This is a genomic window from Pedobacter suwonensis (assembly GCF_044762335.1).
Taxonomy (GTDB): domain Bacteria; phylum Bacteroidota; class Bacteroidia; order Sphingobacteriales; family Sphingobacteriaceae; genus Pedobacter.
The window spans coordinates 72,526-92,398 of record NZ_JBIWEB010000010.1 but is presented as its reverse complement, the minus strand read 5'-3'; the positions used below and the strand labels follow the sequence as shown (position 1 = coordinate 92,398).

General features: G+C 39.3%; 14 protein-coding genes. 9 read left to right on the top strand and 5 right to left on the bottom strand.

Annotation, left to right across the window (positions count from 1 at the left end; genetic code table 11):
• Positions 1 to 105 precede the first annotated feature (105 nt).
• The 8 genes from ACIQXP_RS16285 (at position 106) to ACIQXP_RS16250 (ending at position 12,837) form a co-directional block, all read left to right on the top strand.
• Positions 106 to 1,335, top strand: coding sequence for a sterol desaturase family protein (locus ACIQXP_RS16285; protein ID WP_387506007.1), 1,230 nt, complete (start codon positions 106 to 108; stop codon positions 1,333 to 1,335).
• A gap of 64 nt (positions 1,336 to 1,399) precedes the next feature.
• Positions 1,400 to 1,966 (top strand): RNA polymerase sigma factor, encoded by a 567-nt coding sequence (locus ACIQXP_RS16280; RefSeq protein ID WP_134203530.1) that lies wholly within the window; start codon positions 1,400 to 1,402, stop codon positions 1,964 to 1,966.
• 385 nt (positions 1,967 to 2,351) lie between these two features.
• A complete protein-coding gene (locus ACIQXP_RS16275; RefSeq protein ID WP_387506008.1) occupies positions 2,352 to 3,350 on the top strand; it encodes a FecR family protein in 999 nt (332 codons plus the stop codon).
• A gap of 123 nt (positions 3,351 to 3,473) precedes the next feature.
• Complete coding sequence (locus ACIQXP_RS16270; RefSeq protein ID WP_387506009.1) at positions 3,474 to 6,971, top strand: SusC/RagA family TonB-linked outer membrane protein; 3,498 nt, start codon at positions 3,474 to 3,476, stop codon at positions 6,969 to 6,971.
• 11 nt (positions 6,972 to 6,982) lie between these two features.
• Entirely contained in the window at positions 6,983 to 8,548 is a 1,566-nt protein-coding gene (locus ACIQXP_RS16265; protein WP_387506010.1) for a SusD/RagB family nutrient-binding outer membrane lipoprotein, read from the top strand.
• A gap of 22 nt (positions 8,549 to 8,570) precedes the next feature.
• Positions 8,571 to 10,211: a DUF5689 domain-containing protein gene (locus ACIQXP_RS16260; protein WP_293742213.1), complete on the top strand. Its 1,641-nt coding sequence runs from the start codon at positions 8,571 to 8,573 to the stop codon at positions 10,209 to 10,211.
• Positions 10,212 to 10,277: 66 nt separating this feature from the next.
• Positions 10,278 to 11,687, top strand: a complete 1,410-nt coding sequence (locus ACIQXP_RS16255) for a calcineurin-like phosphoesterase C-terminal domain-containing protein (protein ID WP_387506011.1) — start codon at positions 10,278 to 10,280, stop codon at positions 11,685 to 11,687.
• Positions 11,688 to 11,937: 250 nt separating this feature from the next.
• A complete protein-coding gene (locus ACIQXP_RS16250; RefSeq protein ID WP_387506012.1) occupies positions 11,938 to 12,837 on the top strand; it encodes a glycerophosphodiester phosphodiesterase family protein in 900 nt (299 codons plus the stop codon).
• An 82-nt stretch (positions 12,838 to 12,919) separates the two neighbouring features.
• Here ACIQXP_RS16250 and bioD read toward each other — a convergent pair whose 3' ends face one another.
• The 4 genes from bioD to ACIQXP_RS16230 all read right to left on the bottom strand — a co-directional run bounded on the left by bioD (position 12,920) and on the right by ACIQXP_RS16230 (position 16,031).
• Positions 12,920 to 13,528: a dethiobiotin synthase gene (bioD, locus tag ACIQXP_RS16245; RefSeq protein WP_293742216.1), complete on the bottom strand. Its 609-nt coding sequence runs from the start codon at positions 13,526 to 13,528 to the stop codon at positions 12,920 to 12,922.
• Positions 13,529 to 14,650 (bottom strand): aminotransferase class I/II-fold pyridoxal phosphate-dependent enzyme, encoded by a 1,122-nt coding sequence (locus ACIQXP_RS16240; protein WP_293742217.1) that lies wholly within the window; start codon positions 14,648 to 14,650, stop codon positions 13,529 to 13,531.
• A gap of 72 nt (positions 14,651 to 14,722) precedes the next feature.
• Complete coding sequence (locus ACIQXP_RS16235; RefSeq protein ID WP_387506013.1) at positions 14,723 to 15,175, bottom strand: hypothetical protein; 453 nt, start codon at positions 15,173 to 15,175, stop codon at positions 14,723 to 14,725.
• A 79-nt stretch (positions 15,176 to 15,254) separates the two neighbouring features.
• Positions 15,255 to 16,031, bottom strand: a complete 777-nt coding sequence (locus ACIQXP_RS16230) for an XRE family transcriptional regulator (protein WP_145854326.1) — start codon at positions 16,029 to 16,031, stop codon at positions 15,255 to 15,257.
• Between the two features lie 133 nt (positions 16,032 to 16,164).
• On the opposite strand from ACIQXP_RS16230, the gene ACIQXP_RS16225 reads away from it, so the two are divergent.
• Positions 16,165 to 16,515 carry a GIY-YIG nuclease family protein gene (locus ACIQXP_RS16225; RefSeq protein ID WP_090496344.1) on the top strand — a complete coding sequence of 117 codons (351 nt, stop codon included), beginning with the start codon at positions 16,165 to 16,167 and terminating at the stop codon, positions 16,513 to 16,515.
• A 178-nt stretch (positions 16,516 to 16,693) separates the two neighbouring features.
• Here the strand turns inward: ACIQXP_RS16225 and ACIQXP_RS16220 are convergent, their stop codons facing one another.
• A complete protein-coding gene (locus ACIQXP_RS16220) occupies positions 16,694 to 19,867 on the bottom strand; it encodes a peptidase MA family metallohydrolase (RefSeq protein ID WP_387506014.1) in 3,174 nt (1,057 codons plus the stop codon).
• Positions 19,868 to 19,873 lie beyond the last annotated feature (6 nt).

Below are 19,873 nucleotides of genomic sequence, written 5' to 3'. Positions count from 1 at the left end.
CATTAAATGAAGATTGATTTACACAAACAAAATAAACTATAAAATCTATGTATTTAATAGAATATATTTATGTTTGTCACGTTAACATAAAAAGATATAAACTTTATGACGGTAAATTACCTCGCCTTTGCTATTCCAGCTTTTTTTATTTTTGTATTTATTGAATTTAAGATTGCCAAATACCAAAAGAAAGCTAAAATCTTCAAATATGACAGTACGGTTGCAAATTTTAGTGTTGGCATTGCCGAAAGGTTATTGAATTTGTTTATTGCGGCCAGTTTTTACCAGGCTTACAACTGGGTGTATACCAACTATGCGATTTTTGAGATTTCTACTCATTGGTATGTCTGGATATTGCTGCTGCTCTCAACCGATTTTGTTTGGTATTGGTACCATAGGTTGGGACATGAAATTAATTTCTTATGGGCTGCACATATTGTACATCACCAGAGCGAAGAATTTAATTTGTCAGCAGCCGCGAGGATTACCACCATCCAGGCCATTTTCCGTAATGTATTCTGGTGTATATTACCCTTATTGGGTTTTCACCCGACTATGATCATTACCATACTTTTGGCTCACGGGGCCTACTCATTTTTTACACACACACAATTAGTGGGTAAATTAGGCTGGCTGGAAAATATATTGATTACGCCTTCTTTACATGGCGTTCATCATGCGTCCGATGAGAAGTACCTGGATAAAAATTATGGTGATGTGTTTGTTTTTTGGGATAAACTTTTTGGTACTTTCCAAAAAGAAGAAGAGGCCCCAAAATATGGCTTAACCCATCCTATCAAAAGTTATAGTTTCCTTTGGCAGCATTTTCATTATTACCTGGAAATAGGAGAGGCCTATAAACGTGCAAACGGGTTTAAAGCCAAGTGGAATGCTATTTTTGGCAGTCCGGCATTAATGGATCAAACTATCAGACCTATTTTGGAAGAACGTTACGCTCAGCAAAAAAAATACCATCAGGGCAACCCCAGGTTTAAAACCTATTTAAATATACAGTTAATTGGCATTGTTGCCATGCTTACAGGCACTACCATGTTTTACAGCTCGTTAACTTTGGTAAACAAAGTAGCCATATCTATATTTATTCTGCTTACGCTGATTAATTTAGGGGCATTACTGGAACAGCGCAAATGGATTTATTATCTGGAATGCTTCAGGTTAATACTGGTAATTGGTTATCTCTTCTACATTTTTAACATTATCGAACTCCTGATATTCCCTGTTGTAGTATTGATCATTCTGGAGCGTAATTTTTCTTTGAACAGGCTATATAAGAAACACTTTTTCAACTACCAATCCAACACAATTAATACATAGGTAACCTAAAGTAAAAGTTTGCTTAATATTACCGTAACGTTAGCGGGCTACTTTTGCTCGCAAGATGAAGGATGTATATTTAAGCAAAAGTGATGAAGATTTAATGTCTCTGATGATCAATAGAGACAGCCTGGCATTTGAAGCGCTTTTTAACAGGTATTATCCTGCCTTATGTAAATTTACCTCCATCTATATTAAAGACTACAATAGGGCTGAAGAGCTTATTGCGGATCTTTTTATGAAACTCTGGGACAAAAAACACGATTTGCAGATCAGATCTATCAAAAAATACCTGTTTACTGCTGCAAAAAATTTAGCCTTTAATGAAGTTCAACGCATAAAATTCCATATATTAAGTATTAACGACCGTGAAGAGACCCTTGATTATCCAGATACTTATCTAAACCCCCATGAGCAGCTTACCAGCAGGGAATCTTACTCCGAGATTATGGATTTGATTAAACTGTTACCCGACCGACAACGGGAGGTGCTTTTAATGAGCCGAATAGATATGATGGAAAAAAGCATTATTGCCGATTTACTTGGGATAACGACCAGAACGGTAGAGACCTTACTATACCAGGCCGTGAAAAACTTCAGATTGCTTACTGCGGACCGATCAGCTATTTAATTCTATGTCGTTATTTCCTGAGAAGCATAGGATTGAATGCAATCGTCCTAAAAAGATCATTCATCGAAATATTATTTGCATTGGTTTTTAGAAAGGCTGGTTCTGTTCTACATTGGGGTCTTCAGCCACGCTTTTTGGTACGAGTTTCGATTAGGTATTGGAAGCTCTCCTCCCGTTGTAGGTCGACAGGGGCTATGAAATGCTGACCTTTCAATTCCAAATCGAAAACATTCATATTACCTGATGAAATACTCTTTCAACTCATGAACTGATTTGGGTCGATATGCAACCCTTCATACTTAACGATTTGTTAACAATAACTTGATCTTTTTCGCTACGTATCGGCAGGCATTAATCTGTCTTACATTCAGAACCGCATCACTAAATGGACGAACGTTACTACAGATTAATAGAAGATTACAGCAAGAAAACCATCGGCACAGAAGATTTAACTGATTTATTGACCTGGGTAGAAAGTAGCCAGGAAAACCAGCAGATTTTCAGGGAAACCCTAAAAGCTTTTGAAGCGGCAGATCATTCGCTTAACAAACCTGTTAACCAGCAAAAAAGCTGGTTGGCCATCCAACAACATATTGAAAGTAATACTGAACAACCATCGCTAATCAAGAAAATTAAATACCACCGCTATCTTAAAATAGCTGCCGCAATTCTGGTGATTACTGTTTTGCCAATACTTTATCTTACCCGTTCTCACCCCAAAAAAAACGCAACCATTGCTTACCATGAAATTTACAATCCACGTGGACAGAAAAGACTGGTGACTTTACCCGACGGTTCAAACATCTATTTAAACGGGGATAGTAAAATCCGGTATGCTTTAAATTTTAATACCAGTAAACGTATTGTCTACCTATCGGGTGAAGCTTTTTTTGATGTACAGCACCGCAGCAAGCAGCCTTTTATTGTACATACAGGAAAAGTAAGCACCACTGTGCTGGGCACCTCATTTAATATCAATGCCTATCCGTCCTCAGCAAATATCGCCATCACCGTACAAACGGGTAAAGTGGGAGTTGTATTTAAGGATAAACGTAAAGCCGCCCCTGTACAGTTCCTTTTACCAAATCAACAACTTAGCATCAACAACAGTAATGGACAGGCTAATAAACATCAGGTAAGTGCGGTCGATTATGACAGCTGGAGGGAATATAAAATCTTTTTTCACGATAAACGCCTGATCGAAATAGCCGAGGTGATCGCCCGCGAGTATGATCTTGATATCGAAATTAAAAAGGAGGCTTTGAAAGGCGTAAAACTTACTGCAAAATTTGATAAATGTTCAGTTAAGCAGATTATGGATGTAATTGCTAAGCTTTCCGACTCAAAATATACCATCTATGAAAATAAACTAATCATTTATTAACGGCAAACTATAAAGACAGATATGATATAAAATTACTAAACCGAAAATTGGCTTGAAATGCTGGACACATTTCAAGCCCTGAAAACTGTATACTCATTTGACAAAGTAAAACTTAGTAAAGATATGAAAATTAATACCCGATGGATTAAAATTTTCCATCAGTATCCCACAAGAATTATGGTAATTATGGCCATAATCATGTTAAATCTGCTCTCTTTCTCTCTAAATACCTATGCACAAAGCGATAAGAAATTTTTATTCGAAGCGGACGGCATTACCCTAAAAAAAGCTTTCGAGAATTTAGAAAAGCTGAGCGACAATCATATTGCATATAACAATAACCAGCTCAACGATCAGAAAAGGATTTATGTTTCCAGAGGGACAAGATCCCTTTTTGAAATACTTGATCTGCTGCTAAAAGGAATGCCCTTTACCTATAAAGCCAGTTCTACAGGGAATATCATTATTACGGCAAAAAACACCAACACCGGTAAAATTAGCGGTAAGGTTGTTGATGAAAACAACGAGCCTATTCCGGCCGCTACCATTAAAATTGTTGAACTGAATATCCTTGGGCAAACCAATAACAACGGTGAATATAACCTGAATGTAGCCGAAGGCATTTATACTGTTGAAGCAAGATTCATTTCTTATGAAATTGCCAGAAAGCAGCAGGTAAAGGTTAACGTTGGCACAACTACACGTGTTAATTTTAAATTGGTACAAGCTGACAATTCGTTAAATGAGGTGGTAGTTACCGCTTTAGGTATAAAAAGGCAGGAGAAAGCATTAGGCTATGCAGTAACAAAAATTGATAGCAACCAGTTAACAGAAGCCGTTTCTACCAACTGGACGGATGCACTTTCAGGCAAGGTTGCCGGTTTAAACCTTATCAGATCCAACAGCGGCCCGGCGGGTTCAAACAAAATCATTTTAAGGGGCGAAAACAACCTGACAGGTGATAATGAAGCCTTGATTGTGCTGGATGGAGTAGTAATCAACAATTCCGGCGGCAGACGTACAGCCAACAGTTCTGATGGGGTGTATGGAACGGGAAGTGATAATATGCCGGCTGATTACGGAAGCTCTATTAACGACATCAACCCGGAAGATATCGAAAGTGTAACGGTATTGAAAGGACCAGGAGCTGCCGCCTTGTATGGCCAGCGCGGCGCCAATGGTGCCATTATTATCACCACCAAATCAGGAAGTTCGAAACACAAGAAAGTAAACATCAGATTCACTTCCAACGGGTCTTTTGAACAGGTAAACCGTTGGCCTGATATGCAATATGAATATGGCCAGGGATTAGATGGTGCTGCCTATTATTCTTATGGTGCAAGTGCCGATGGTGCAAGTACAAGCGGAACCAGCTCTGCCTATGGACCGCGTTTTGACGGCCAGATGTTTTTCCAGTACGATCCGGTTACACAAACTGCAGGTAAAACCAGAACACCCTGGGTACCTTATAAAAACCAGATCAGGGATTTCTTTACCACCGGCGATAATTTAACCAATTCCCTGAGTTTAGATGGCCGCTATAAAAATACCACAGCCCGCTTTTCGGTTACCAACCAGAACAATACGTGGATTGTACCCAACACTGGCATAGAGCGTACCACGCTTACCTTATCTACCAATACCGATGTAACCTCTAAATTAAAAATCGCCACGAAAATCAATTATGGCAACCGCTTTAGCGATAACTTACCTGGTGCAGGTTATGGTAATCAATCGTTGATGTATTGGTTTATTTTCTGGCAACCGAATGCAAGTTTGGACTGGATCAAAAACTATTGGGCAAACGGACAGGAAAATAAGGTCATCAAATATCCGTTCAGTTCATTTCCCGAGAACCCTTATGCAGTTGTTAACGAGTTTATTAATAGGACAAGACGTAATAACATCACGGCAAATATTCAGGCCAGCTATCAGTTTACAAAGGAACTGAGCCTATTATTAAGGTCCAGTATTGATTATTCAAACGAAAGGCGTGCGCAGGATCGTCCGTACGATGCCGGTAGCCGTTTACCTAAAGGTTCAACCCGGCAACAACACATCAATGCGCAGGAAACCAACATCGATTTCTTGTTAAGGTACGATAAAAAAATCAACAAAAACTTTAGTATCAATGCTTCTTTTGGTGGAAGTGAATTAAGAAATAAATATAACAAATCAGATTTACGCGCCGATGGTTTGATCGTACCGGATATTTACGAGTTGACCAACAACCTTTATCCTTTAATTTCTATTCCAGATACCAGCCGATATAGGATCAATAGTTTCTACGGGGTCTTATCTACCAACTACAAAAACTACTGGTATGTGGAGCTTACCGGACGTAAAGACTGGAGCAGTGTATTGGCTACAGCCACCAGGACAGATAATGTTGGGTTTTTCTATCCGGCAATCAGCACGAGTTTTGTGCTTTCAGAATTCTTCAAACTGCCTAAAGCAGTTAGCTTTGCTAAGTTAAGGGCATCAGTTTCGCAGGTTGGTAGCGGTGGCACCACGCCTTATCGTACAGCCTATACCTATTCACTGGCATCTAATGGCACTTATCCTGACAGTTCACTTGTAAATCCAACCATTTTACCAAACGAAAACTTAAAACCGCTTAAAACTACCACCTACGAAGTAGGCACTGAAGTAAGTTTATTTAAAGGCAGGTTAGGTTTTGATGTTGCTGTTTACGCGGGGAATACCAAAAACCAGATTCTAACCAGAATCATTGACCGTTCAACAGGCTACAACCAGGCATTGATCAATGCAGGACAGGTAAACAATAGTGGTGTTGAAGTAGCCTTAAATGGAACACCTGTTGTTACTAAAAGCGGTTTTAAATGGACAGTGAATGCCACCTTTGCTTCGAACAAAAATGTAATTAAAGCTTTAACGGATAGTTCAATTATCCTGCGTACCGGTCCGGTTGCAGGTGGCCAGATTGTGGCGAAGGTAGGCGGCAGTATGGGTGATTTATATGGCAGGGGCTATGTGCGCGATCCACAGGGCAATGTAGTTTACGATGCTACCACAGGATTTGCCAAAATCACCAATGACGTCGTTTACCTGGGCAATACCATGCCTAGATACAAATTCAGTATCGGAAGTACTTTTGCTTATAGAAATATCAGTTTAAACGTGCTGTTTGATGCGCAGATAGGCGCCGTTGCACACTCTTTATTAAACTACAAAATGGTTGAGCAGGGTAAATTAACCAGCACACTGCCGGGAAGATATAATGGTATTATAGGTAACGGTGTAGTTCAGCTGGCAGATGGCTCTTATGTGCCAAATACAACAGTTGCTTATGATATTGATGAATATTACCGCTCGCATGCTGGTACGGATAACGCAGAGGGCAGTACTTTCAGTACCGATTTTATTAAATTTAGGGAAGCTTCTTTAAATTATAGGTTCAATCCACGTTTTCTCAAAAGGATTGGTCTCTCGTCCGCAACTTTCGGGGTTTATGGCCGTAATCTTTTCATCTGGTCGCCATGGCCGATGTTTGATCCGGAATTTGGAACGCTTAGCGGTTCTGATATCGTTACCGGTTTTGAGATCGGTCAGTTCCCATCAACCAGAACTTTTGGTTTCAATTTATCAATTGGCATATAATCTTTTAAAACATGAAAAAGAATCTATATAGAATTATTGCAGGTTTAATGGTATCGGCTACTACACTTTCATCATGCGATAAAAACTTTCAGGAAGTTAACACCGATCCGATCAATATCCTGTCCACCACACCTGATAAATTATTGGCTCCGGCACTGGTTAATACTTTAACCAGCGGAATGGTTCGTAACCGTAATTTTAATAACGAACTGATGCAGGTAACGGTCAGTATCAGCGATGGTGACGGAACCGTTTTTAGGTACGAATACAGAAGCACCTTTTCTGACTATTTATGGAATGCCTGGTATGTTCAGCTTACCAACTTTAAAGATGTTTACAAATTAGCTAGTAAACCCGGCATGGAAAACAAATCATATCAGGGCATTTCTTTGGTTTGCCAATCATGGGTTTACTCCATGTTATCAGACACTTATGGCGATATCCCATATTTTCAATCCAACCAGGGTAGCAGCGGCGTTTTAGAACCTAAGTTTGATAAACAGAAAGATATTTATCTGGATCTGTTTAAGAAACTGGAGGAAGCCAATACCTTGTTAAGTTCAGGCGTTGCGATAACCCCGTCAAGTGATCCGGTATTTAAAGGGAATATAGCCAAATGGCGGAAATTCTGTAATTCACTGTATTTAAGATTATTGCTGAGGGTATCGGGCAAACCGGAAGTTTCGGCACAGGCAATTGCCAAGATCAAAGAAATTGTAGATACCAATCCTGCCAATTATCCGGTCATGGCAAACAATAGCGAATCGGCAACTTTACCATGGACTGGTTTAACCGGAACAGATCCTTATGTTAATCCTTATGTAAATGGGGTTAGGGTACAGGATTTCAGATCTCCGGCAATTGGAAGCTTTTTTATCGAACATTTAAGAGACTGGGCTGATCCGCGTATTGATGCCAATTCGCCAAATGGTGATGGAGGAGCAAACCGTTTAGGAATTGCGCAGGGGCTACAAGGATATTCAGGTGTGCCAAGCGGTTATGCCGTTGGTGCCGGGGTGGTAAAACAGGCTTATTTTTATTCATATGATCAGGCCCTTGGCAGCAGCACTTATGGTGCCAAATCTTTACAGCAATCGCCAAAAACAGGCATTTTGATGAACTATGCGGAGCTTCAGTTTATTCTGGCTGAAGCTGCAGTAAAAGGCTGGATCAAAGGGTCAGCGGCCAGTTATTATAATGCAGGCATTGCCAATGCCATTAACTATTGGGTACCAGCATTTACCACTTCAACCACATCAGCAGCATTTACCAAATATGTCACCGATGCGGATATCGATTGGGACAATACCCAATCTACGGAAGGTAAAATGGAGCAGATACACCTGCAGAAATACTTTGCACTATTCCTTGTTGATATGCAGCAATGGTTCGAATACCGCCGTACCGGTCATCCGGTTCTGCCAAAAGGACCCGGGTTAAGAAATGGCGGGGTAATGCCGGCACGGATGACTTATCCGGTGTATGTACAATCTGCAAATCCAACAAATTACCAACTGGCCGTAGCAGAGCAGGGACCTGACGCAATCAATACCAACGTATGGTGGCAAAAACCTTAACACACAATTAAAAATGATTAAAATGAAAAAGATAATATTCTATAGCTTAACTTTTCTGTCACTGGCCTTAATATGGTCTGGATGTAAAAAATCAAATTATCCTGGTGGTGTTATTGGTGATTATGTACCACTATATGATTTAAGGAACCTTTATAAAGGATCAGATGTTACGCTTACCAACGAAAACATGTTTGGATCGAGCAGCATAACCGGCGTAGTGATATCAGACCATTCGGGTAAAAACCTGCCTGAAGGCTTACTTATTATACAGGACAGGCGACGTTTAGGCTTAATTAGAGGTATCTCTGTTGCCATCGGTGCCGATGCCTCGAAATATGTTCCGGGCGATTCTGTTGGGATAAGAGTTGAAGGTGGAGTCTTAAAAAGGGTAGATGGAATTTTGCAGGTTACGGGTGTTCCGGCCAGTGCGGTTACCAAAATCGCATCCAATGTGCCGATTCCACCCAACCGGGTAGGAAGTAGTTTTATCCTGGCCAAACCTAACGATTACGAAAGTACCCTGGTTGCAATTGTAAAAGCTGGATTTGAGCCAGGCGCCGGCCCTAATGATACTTATGCGGGTGATAAAACCATCAACGACGGTTTTGATAATTTTACCCTGCACACGGAGGCAACGGCCACTTTTGCCAACACGGGCGGACTTAATTTCAACGGAAATTATTACGGAATCATTTTCAACACCGTTACGGCAAACGGAACGTTAAAACCACACCATAGAATGCGTACCATCAAAGATGCTGTTGCTTTAAGTTCTACACCAGATATTGCTTCGGCTATCATAACAGGTTATATGGCTGATGCTGAGGGCGGTGATGGAAATTATGAATACATGCAATTTATGGCCACCAGGGATATTGATTTTTCGGTGACTCCTTTCTGCGTAGTAGTAACAAACAACGCAGGTGCATCATCGCCAACAGGTGTGTTCCCGATAAAAGGGTGGGCAACCGGTGCTGACGCATTGAAAAACCCGATAGGATTAGTAGCGAGAACCTATAAATTTGATTTAACTTCTGGTAAAGCAGCAAAGGGCACATTCTTTTATGTTGGCGGATCTTCTAAAATGATCAATGGATCAAAATCAAAATCAATTGCATCCGCCAATTGGATCAAGGCTAAAAATTATACTTTAGCCACTCCTGCTGAAGCACCTGCAGGTAATGGAGATGGTTTTGGTTTATATACATCAGGGTTATTTGCCAACTCGGGAAATGCCTCAGGCTTTGCCATTTTTGAAGGTACAACGGTTAACGTAAATACCACACCAATAGATGTGATTTTTATAGGTAGTGGCGGCAGTTTGTACAATGCGCCTTCGGCAGGCTACAAAATTGCCAATACCGACTTTTACGATAAGATCAATCCGATTACACTTGCCCCTCAACCATACTACAGAAGCGGTGAAAATACTTTGTGCTTCAATTATCAGCTCCCTGCCGATCAAGGTTTCTGGAATAAACTTGGTGGTATTTACAACCCATCATTGGGTAAATGGGTCAAAGCCAGAAGCCAATCGGATATTGACCTTAATACTTCATCAACGCTCGAAGATATTGAAGGTACTTCTTTGGTGAGAATTATAAATGCGGTGACCGGAGAATATATTCGCACAGACACCATTCCACCAACCAGATTGAAATAAACTATCCTAACCACAAAGAAAGCCCTGGGTTTTCTTTGTGGCTTGTAATCCCAATTTTACGTCAACATGAACAGAAGATCATTTATACAAAAATCAACTTTATTAACCTCCACTTTATTTGTTAGCTTAAAATCCTTTCCCTCATCGTTATTCGCTGTTGATGGCCTGGTAAGCGGTACTGTAACCAGTAAAGGTAAAGCCCTGGCCGGCGTTGTCATTTCTGACGGCTATAGCGCAGTACAAACTGACAGAAATGGTAATTACGAACTAAAACTTCACGAACTGGCCCGTTTTGTATGGATCAGTACACCATCAGGTTATGAATTTAAGACCGAAAGCAGCATTGCCCGCCATTATTATAAGCCAGATACGGCAGGTAAACTAAACTTCGATCTCAAACCACTAAAACAGAATGATAACAAACACAATTTCATCATTTGGGCCGATCCACAGGTAAAAACCAAAAAAGATGTGCAACAAATGATGGAAACTTCGGTGCCAGATACGCGTGAGGTAGTAAAGGGAATGGGAAAAACACCTGTTCATGGCATTGGTGTAGGTGACCTGGTATGGGACAACTTAGCGCTTTTTCCAGCGTATGATGAGGCAATTGCGCAGATTGGTATTCCATTTTTTCAATGCCTAGGTAACCATGATATGGATTACCGCATGGGTGATGATGATACTTCAGACCGTACATTTCAGGCGCATTACGGGCCAACCTATTACTCTTTTAATAGGGGAAAGGCACACTATGTAATTTTAGATGACGTGCGTTACCTTGGTGTAGAGCGGACTTATGATGGTTACATTACCCCAACACAATTAGCATGGCTGGCTAAAGATTTACAGTTTGTTCCGAAAGATGCTCTCCTTATTGTTTGCCTACATATTCCTGTACATAACTCGGTAAAAAACAACGATGATTTTTATGCTGTTTTAAAAGATTTCAAAAATGTGCATATCATGTCCGGCCATACACACTTTAATAAAAATGTAATTAAAAACGGCATTTATGAACATAACCATGGTACGGTATGTGGTGGCTGGTGGACAGGTCCCATTTGTGGCGATGGGACACCGCGTGGTTATGGTGTTTATGAGGTAGATGGAACAGCGTTGAAATGGTATTATAAGTCAACCGGTGAAGACCGTAAAAAACAGTTGAGTATCTATGTAGATACGCTTACCAATCAAAAAAGACTAATCGCAAATGTTTGGAATTATGATCCTGAATGGAAAGTAGAATACTTTTTAGACGGAAAGGCGATGGGCGCTCTGGCCATTCAGGATGGATTCGATCCTTTATCTGTAAAATTGTACCAGGGTGATAAATTGCCAAACCCCAGACCATTTGTTGAGCCGGTGTCTACAGACCATTTGTTTTTAGCCCATTTTAGCCCTTCGGTTAAAAAGGTAAAAGTAGTGGCCACGGATCGTTTTGGAGAAAAATTTGAAGCCGAAGCTGATGTTTAGTCGTCATGCCAGCCATCCGGAAAGCGGTACCGACAATTAGTCCTCTTTAAATTAGAATCTTTTTTTAATCAATCCCGTCAGATGTTACCATCTGACGCCACTAAAAATTAACTGGAAGTTAGTTAATCTTATCAAACGCATCAGATGGAAAACATCTGACGCCACAAAAAAAATTAATTATCGTGCTGTTGGATGTTAACATCCAACAGTTAATTAACTTACTAAGACCTTTTAAAATTCCTTTTTTGATATGAACCTTAAAAAAACAGCAGTAATTATTCTTCTGGCTTCATTGGCCGTAAAATCGCAAGGCCAGGAAGTTAAATTTCCGACATTCAGTGCCGAAGCACACCGGGGTGGACGGGGTTTAATGCCAGAGAACAGCATTGAGGCGATGTTAAATGCAATGAAAATTGATGGCATTACCACTTTGGAAATGGATACACATATTTCCAAAGATGATAAGGTGGTGGTTACACACGATGATTACCTGAGCCCGGCTTTTATGCTTACACCTGATGGAAAAGATATTCCCGCAACGGATGCCAGGAAATATCCTATTTTTGGAATGGACTATGCCGATATTAAACAGTTTGACCTGGGCACTAAATATTTTGCGCAATTCCCGCAACAGCAGAAAATAAAGACACATCTACCTTTACTTTCTGATTTGATTGACGCCGTACAAAGCGATATTAAACATAACAAACGCAAACAGTTTTTCTATAACATCGAAACGAAGTGCAGCGAAGGTGGTGATGGGGTCACCAATCCAAATCCGGATAAATTTGTCAAGCTTTTGATGGATGTAATCATCAAGAAAAAAATTTCAGATTTCGTGGTAATACAATCTTTTGATAAAAGAACAATTCAGATTATCCATGAGAAATACCCAAAAATAAAAACTTCTTTTTTGGTAGCCAATAAAAAAACATATGAAGAAAATATTGCCGACCTGGGATTTAAGCCATTTATATTAAGTCCGCTATGGCAAATGGTAAACGAAGAACTGGTTAAAAAGGCACATGCAGATGGTGTCAAAATCATTCCATGGACGGCAAATACCCTGGCCGATATTCAGAAACTAAAGGCTTTACAGGTAGACGGCATTATTTCTGATTATCCGGATATTTTAGTGCAGGCAAAATAATTGCTTGTTGGGATTACTGATTAATAGCAGATTAAAAACGTTTATTGGTCGAAATCTGTTCGATCTCGGCCAATGCTGATCATTAAATCACTATATTTTCTCCGACTGAAGCAATATGTGCTTTATCAATCTTATGTAAGCCGGGTATGTAACCTAGCTTTTTTATTTTGGTATATTGAAGGATATATCTTTCGGTTTCTTCATTCTCAGTACCATTAAAAATGATTCCTTTAACAGGAATTTCGTATTGCCTGAGTAAATTGACCGATAGTAAGGTGTGGTTAATACTGCCCAGATAATTTTGTGAAACCAATATTACTTCTACTCCCAGTTTTTTGATCAGGTCTACAATCAGCTCTGTTTCGTTTAAAGGTACCATTAATCCGCCAGCACCCTCAATAATTAAGTTGTTGTTCGTTTCAGGAAGATGAATTTGATTAAGGTCTATTTCAATACCATCTAATCTGGCGGATAAATGTGGTGATAGCGGCTGTGTTAATCTGTAGCTTTCGGGATGTATAACGGTACGGCTATTACTCACTAAACTATTTATTGTTATGCTATCGCTGGTTTCCAAATCTCCCGATTGAATGGGTTTCCAATAATCGGCTTTTAATTTTTCAGTCAAAATAGCACTAACCAATGTTTTTCCAATACCTGTCCCAATACCGGTAATAAAATATTTATTCATTTAATTTAATTCTTTGAGGTGATTAACCAGTAACTTAATTTCTTCGTCGGTATTATACGTATGAAGGCAGATCCGGAGCCTTTCTTTACCTGGCGCTACTGTAGGACTCAATATAGCCCTTACATCAAAGCCTTTGCCTTGTAAGCTGGCGGCGGCTTTTTTGGTTGCTTCATTTGATGAAAATAAAACTCCCTGGATGATGCTTTCGCTATCAAGTGCTTTAATATGATGTTCTTTTAATGCTTTTCTGAATACGGTAATTTTTTGATGAATTAACTGATGATCGATTTCACACAAATATTGATATGCGCAGTTAACCGAAACGATATTATGAATGGGTGCAGCTGTAGTGTAAATGAATGATCTGGCAAAATTAATAAGATAGTGGCGAAGGTTTTTACTTCCTAAAACGACCGCTCCGTGTACCCCCAATGCTTTACCGAATGTTACAATACGCGCAAATACCCCGTCAGTTAAATTAAAGTGATTGATTAATCCCTGACCTTTTGCGCCAAAAATACCGGTGGCGTGGGCTTCATCTACAATCAGATTAGCATCGTACCGCTCACAAAGATTTGATATGGCTGGTAACGGGGCTATATCCCCGTCCATAGAATAAACGCTTTCTACCACAACGAATATGTTTCCTTTTGCCAGTTTCAGTTTGCTTTCCAGATCGTTTATATCGTTATGATAAAATTTAAATCGTGTAGCATGGCTTAACCTACAGCCATCGATGACACTTGCATGAATCAGTTCATCTGTAATTATAGTATCGCCACGTTGTGGTACACTGGATAACAGCCCTACGTTGGCATCATACCCTGAATTAAAAATCAATCCGCTTTCGGCCTGATGAAAATCGGCGATGAACTGCTCTGTCTCTTCGGTAAACCTGGTATTTCCGCTTAATAATCTTGAACCACCAGCGCCGTTCAGGTGATGTGGCATGGAGGCGAGGGTAGTATTCATCCTATCCTTTAATTCACCAGATCTTGCAAAACCTAGATAATCGTTGGAACAAAAATCAACAAGAGGGATGTTTATCGATAAATTCCTGATCGAAAGGTTATCTTTCCGTTCCTGAAGCTTACCGCTAATAAACTGTTCAACTTTACGCATCGCCCAAAAGTAAAAAAAGCGTCCCGAATAATCGAAACGCTTTCCAAATATAATTAATTACTGCTTTACTATTTACCCTTGAGCAGGAGGATTGGAAACGACAGGTTCTTTATCTCTTTTTCCTCTTGTACCCATGCTTTTTCTCATTTTCTCAACTCGTTCTTTCGCCTCTGCACGGAAAGCATCCATTTTAGTTTTCTGATCAGCAGTTAAAACAGCATCTATTTTGGATTTTTGCTCATCCATTGCTGCTTTACGTTCTTTCATCTTGCCTTTCATATCGCCTTTATCAGCAGATCTCCAGGCTTCCAATTTCTTTGCATTTTCCAACTCAATAGCATAAATCTTACTTTTTTGGTCAGCGGTCAAGCTAAGCTGTTTTTCCAATCTTGAGGTCATCTTTTCTGCTCTTTGTTCAGCCGTCATTTTAGGCATTGCCCGTCTTGCGTGTTTTGTTGTGTCTTGCGCAAATGCAGCGGTTAAACCCATTACCGCAATTGCCACTGTTAAAATTGCCTTTTTCATGTTATGTTTTTTTATGTGTTCTTAACTCAATAGATTTAAAAAATTACAAACAGTTTAATTGGCACTTGTTAAAAAAATGTTAATTCTTATTCAATTGAGAAATTGATTTCTGCATCTGCGCCATCATTTGTGTAAGTGTTTCCATTGTTGGATCTGGGGCAGGCTCGGGCAATGATGTAGATATATATGCCTTGGCTTTCCATATTTCCAGAATATCATCTGCAGCAATGGTGTAAGGATCATATACTTTATTATCTGATATCAGTTTCAAATCCTTATTTTCCCTGAAACGGTTACCCGCTCTTTTATATACCACGCCTTCATTTTTACTGATCACAATATAGGTTTCACCGGTTTTTACTTCATTCCAGTTATCGAGGTACTCGCCAATAATGATGCTTCCCGGTTGTACCGGTAACATACTATCGCCCATGATTTCAAAAGCCCTGAAAGTACCTTGTCTTAACGCAGGCAATGGAAGTTGAAATTTAGGCAAATCGCTAATGTATTGCGGATCTGAGAATCCGTTCAAATAACCGGCACTTGCTTTAACCGGAACCAATTCGATGTTTTCGCGGTCGTTCTGATCTACAGAAATGCTTAGCACCCGAAGGTTAGATCCCTGGCTTTTTGGCTTGGGTTTCCAGCTGTCAGATATTTTTTCATTAATGAATTCATCAATGGTCAGATCAAAGTATTCAGCTATTTTTTTTAGCAAATCATATTTAGGTTCCGCCCGGTCTTCCTCGTAAGCCCCGATAAGCGAACGCTTGATTTCCATAATATCAGCGAAATTTTGCTGTGTATGACCTTTTTTCTTCCTGAGGTACTTTAAATTATTTGAAATATTTGACATAAAAATAAATTTTAAAATAAATTTGGAATTACTAAAATAGTTAGTAATTTTATGCTCATAAAGTTAGTAATATTATTTTGATTTGCAAGAAAGTATACTAAATAGTTTAGTTTTAAATTTTAAACATAAGATCATGAAAAAATTTGTTTATATCGTTACCGACAGAAACCGTACAAGCATGCACGTAGGCATGAGTTCAGATCTGATCAAAACCCTTGATTTCTATAAACAGATGCCGAACTTATTTTTTGATAACGGTCAGCAATTAACCCGTTTGGTTTATTTTGAGGAATTTAAAACTGAAGCACAGGCTTTGGTACGCTTTAAATCAATTAGCCGATTTACACGTATGCAAAAAGAACGTTTGGTAAGATCCTGTAATCCAGATTGGATTGATTTAACGATTGGCCTTGATTTCGAAAATATCCTGCTACACCGCAATATCAACAATCAAGTTAAACTCTCATTTACAAGTCTCTCTTAGCCAGATTTAAGCTTTAACGCTTGCCGATTGAATATGAATCATGATCTATAAATATATAAAAATGCTTGAATGATCAGGATTGGTCATCCAGATCATTCAAGCTAAAATTAATATTTATAATCCAAAGGCTAACAGATGATTAACTGATTCGATTATTAAATCGATCTCTTAACTCAATTTACCAACCTGGCGCAAACGTTAAACCGAATACTCCGGTTTTAACATCTTTTCTTTGAAAAGGGATCGCGTAATAAGGTTCGAGTACAAAATAGCCGAAAACATTAACCCTCAGAGATATACCGACACTCATTGCCGGCACACGCTCTGTTGTAGCCTGATAGGTAACCGGATTTCCCTTTTCATCAACAACCGGTTTTTTATTTGCGTCCAAAACAGGTTGAGTTGTATAAGTTGGTTCACCTTTAAATTTTACCTGGGTATCATTCGTCCAGGCCAATCCTGCATCAAAAAATAAATTCAAATCTGAGAATAAAAATTTAGAAGGTATAGCTGTTAATTTTTTAGGCCCTGTAAATGGCAGTCGTACTTCGAAATTAAAAACAGCTATTTTACTTCCTGTTAACTGGTTAATATCAAAAGATTCTGAAGACTGTGCAGAAGTGCTTTTGTAAATGGAGTTTGATTCATACCCCCTGATCAGATAGGGATAACCGACATACATTGGGTAAAGCCTGTCTGCATCTTTACCAATTCTTAAGGTATTATAACTTCTTACCGCAAATGTTACCGGCTTAGCCCTCCAGTATTTACGGAGATCTGCTGTTACACCGGCGAAGTTGTAAGTGCCTAAATATTTTTCGCCGCTTACACGGTACCTGAAACCATCAAGCGGACCGGTAAGACCGAATATTGAATTATCGCCTACAAATCCGGCATTTAATTGATACAGTGTAAAAGAATTAAATGGAATTCCATAATCATTAGAAGCTACATCGTTAGAAATCCGGCTCCGATCTGAACCAATGTAGTACCCGTCAGCGTTATAGTAATTGCTATATCGATCAATCCTATAGCCATAATGCGAAAATGAGCCCCCTAACTCAAAACGATGTATTTTACTAAATGGATAAGCCCCAAAAACCTGAAACTGATCTTCGAAGGTCCTGATAATATCTGTCCTGTCTGCCAGTGCATTAATGGTAGTATTATCTCCTGTAGGTATGTTTTGATAGCCATAAGACCTAAAACCAGATACGTAAGGGATATGCGAAACGGCTGCCCCCCAGTTTATCCTGCTTTTCTGATTAATGTAACCAACTAATCCACCAGCATCGTAAATTTCACCATTTACAGAAATATTGGCAATAATTTGATTGGTACCCAGAATATCGCTGAACATGCCTACAATTCCGCCAGCAACGCCGGTTCCAAAACGACTGGTTGAAACACCTACACCGCTATTTGCCAAATAATCTAACCTGAATTTTGGTTTATAAGGTACCGTTTTCATGGAATCGGCAACTATTTTTTCAAAACGGTCGAAATTATTTAAATTAGAATTGATGATATTTACGCCAATGTTTTCCATTGGAGGAAGAATGGCAGCATCAAAATTTTCTTCGTGATTACCAATTCTTTTCGCTGTAAAGCTGCTTAGTTTAGCATTATAAAGGGTATAACGCTGGTAGCGATAATAACTATAAACAATATCATCGGTTGCCGAAACCGAGATGGCAGGAGAAAATTCAGTAATCCCGCTAATTCCAGTAAAATAATCGGTTAACTGATCAACCGAATGATCAGCAAAGTTGTATTTATACAAATTCCTAAACCCATCTCTATTTGATAAAAAATAGATATTTTGGCTATTTGATGAGAACTGGGCATTCAGGTTGTTCGCTCCAGGGAAAACATCTAAATTACTTACCGTTTTAGTAGCAATATCATAAACAGCAAGGTTTATAGGCAGCACGGCATTAATTGTATTGGCCTGAATGGCTGCTCTATCAGATGAAAACACCAGTTTTTTACCGTCGGGCGAGTAATTTGGGGCGTAATCAGAATAAACGTCGTTGGTAATCTGGGTTACTGCTTTGGTATCCAGATTATAAGAAAAGATATCACTTTGACCTTCAACCATGCCTGAAAAAGCAATATCTTTTCCATTGGGTGACCAGGTTAAATTACCAAACTGTTGTACCTGCCCCATGGCCGTTTGAGATATGGTAGATCCGTTCGAAACATCAATAATCATCATCTGGTTTTTACCATGACTAAAAATGCTAAAGGCAAATTGTTTGCTATCCGGCGACCATGCACCAGCAGATTCTATAAAATTGAAATCATCAATATGCCCATTGGAGATCTGGCTGCTGAGTTTTCTGATAATCTTGCCGGTTTTGGCATCGGCGAGAAATAAATCTATACCAAAAAGATCTTTCTCAGACATAAATGCCAAATATTTTCCATCCGGACTTAGGGCAGGGGCGACGTTCATATTACCGGCATTTTTATTGTCGATAATTTTTGTACCGGTAATTTTAATCTGCGAACTATCTGCTTTCAACATCGGCTTATAATGTGCATCAATGGAATTTTTCCATAAACCCGATAATGTTTTATCATCATAGCCGAAGGTATATCTTATGGCATTTTCATAACCATATTTTGCCGTATTCTTAAATAGCGGAACAATGGTGGTATCGCCATATTGGGAACCGATGTAAGTCCAAAATGCCTGGCCATAACGGTAAGGAAAATATTTATTGGAATTGGTTAAATCTTTTAACGAAGGTATATCACGGTTTAACATGGCATCGCGCATCCACATGGAAGTAAATGCATCTTTTTTTCCGATGGATAAATACTCGGCCATCCCTTCAACCATCCATAGTGGCGTTTGTCCGACATTCTCTAAACTGATCGAATCTTTCTCTAACAGCAAATGGTATTGAAAAGCATGAACCAGCTCATGGCCTAAAACGTGTCTGGTTTGGCTATTCAACTCCATAACAGGCATAATTACACGGTTTTTTAATGCCTCGGTAACCCCACCGGTACCGATTCCAATTTCTCCGTTAAGTACCGTTGTTTGCTGGAAATCGGGATGGTTGTTATATAGAATGATAGGATTTTTCTTAAGAAAAGTATCTCTAAAAACTTCCTGGTGCATTTTGTACCAGGTTTCGGCTTCCTGCGAAAAACGTTTTAAAAGTTTATCATTCTTGATATAATAATAGATCTCAAAATGAGGCGTTTGTAAAACCTTGAAGTCGAGTTTTTTATATCTAACCTTATTTTGTCCAAAGTATTGGGCCTTAACTGAAAAAGAAAGAATAAGCAGGAGCAACAAAGGAGAATATCGCCTAAATAAAGTAGAGCCTATTTTCATATATGT

Excerpts from the sequence above, each read along its gene's own strand:
- ACIQXP_RS16280 (WP_134203530.1), top strand. The coding sequence starts at position 1,400 with ATGAAGGATGTATATTTAAGCAAAAGTGATGAAGATTTAATGTCTCTG.
- ACIQXP_RS16270 (WP_387506009.1), top strand. The coding sequence starts at position 3,474 with ATGAAAATTAATACCCGATGGATTAAAATTTTCCATCAGTATCCCACA.
- bioD (WP_293742216.1), bottom strand. The coding sequence starts at position 13,528 with ATGAATAAATATTTTATTACCGGTATTGGGACAGGTATTGGAAAAACA.
- ACIQXP_RS16260 (WP_293742213.1), top strand. The coding sequence starts at position 8,571 with ATGAAAAAGATAATATTCTATAGCTTAACTTTTCTGTCACTGGCCTTA.
- ACIQXP_RS16275 (WP_387506008.1), top strand. The coding sequence starts at position 2,352 with ATGGACGAACGTTACTACAGATTAATAGAAGATTACAGCAAGAAAACC.
- ACIQXP_RS16265 (WP_387506010.1), top strand. The coding sequence starts at position 6,983 with ATGAAAAAGAATCTATATAGAATTATTGCAGGTTTAATGGTATCGGCT.
- ACIQXP_RS16285 (WP_387506007.1), top strand. The coding sequence starts at position 106 with ATGACGGTAAATTACCTCGCCTTTGCTATTCCAGCTTTTTTTATTTTT.
- ACIQXP_RS16235 (WP_387506013.1), bottom strand. The coding sequence starts at position 15,175 with ATGAAAAAGGCAATTTTAACAGTGGCAATTGCGGTAATGGGTTTAACC.
- ACIQXP_RS16240 (WP_293742217.1), bottom strand. The coding sequence starts at position 14,650 with ATGCGTAAAGTTGAACAGTTTATTAGCGGTAAGCTTCAGGAACGGAAA.
- ACIQXP_RS16230 (WP_145854326.1), bottom strand. The coding sequence starts at position 16,031 with ATGTCAAATATTTCAAATAATTTAAAGTACCTCAGGAAGAAAAAAGGT.
- ACIQXP_RS16220 (WP_387506014.1), bottom strand. The coding sequence starts at position 19,867 with ATGAAAATAGGCTCTACTTTATTTAGGCGATATTCTCCTTTGTTGCTC.
- ACIQXP_RS16250 (WP_387506012.1), top strand. The coding sequence starts at position 11,938 with ATGAACCTTAAAAAAACAGCAGTAATTATTCTTCTGGCTTCATTGGCC.
- ACIQXP_RS16225 (WP_090496344.1), top strand. The coding sequence starts at position 16,165 with ATGAAAAAATTTGTTTATATCGTTACCGACAGAAACCGTACAAGCATG.
- ACIQXP_RS16255 (WP_387506011.1), top strand. The coding sequence starts at position 10,278 with ATGAACAGAAGATCATTTATACAAAAATCAACTTTATTAACCTCCACT.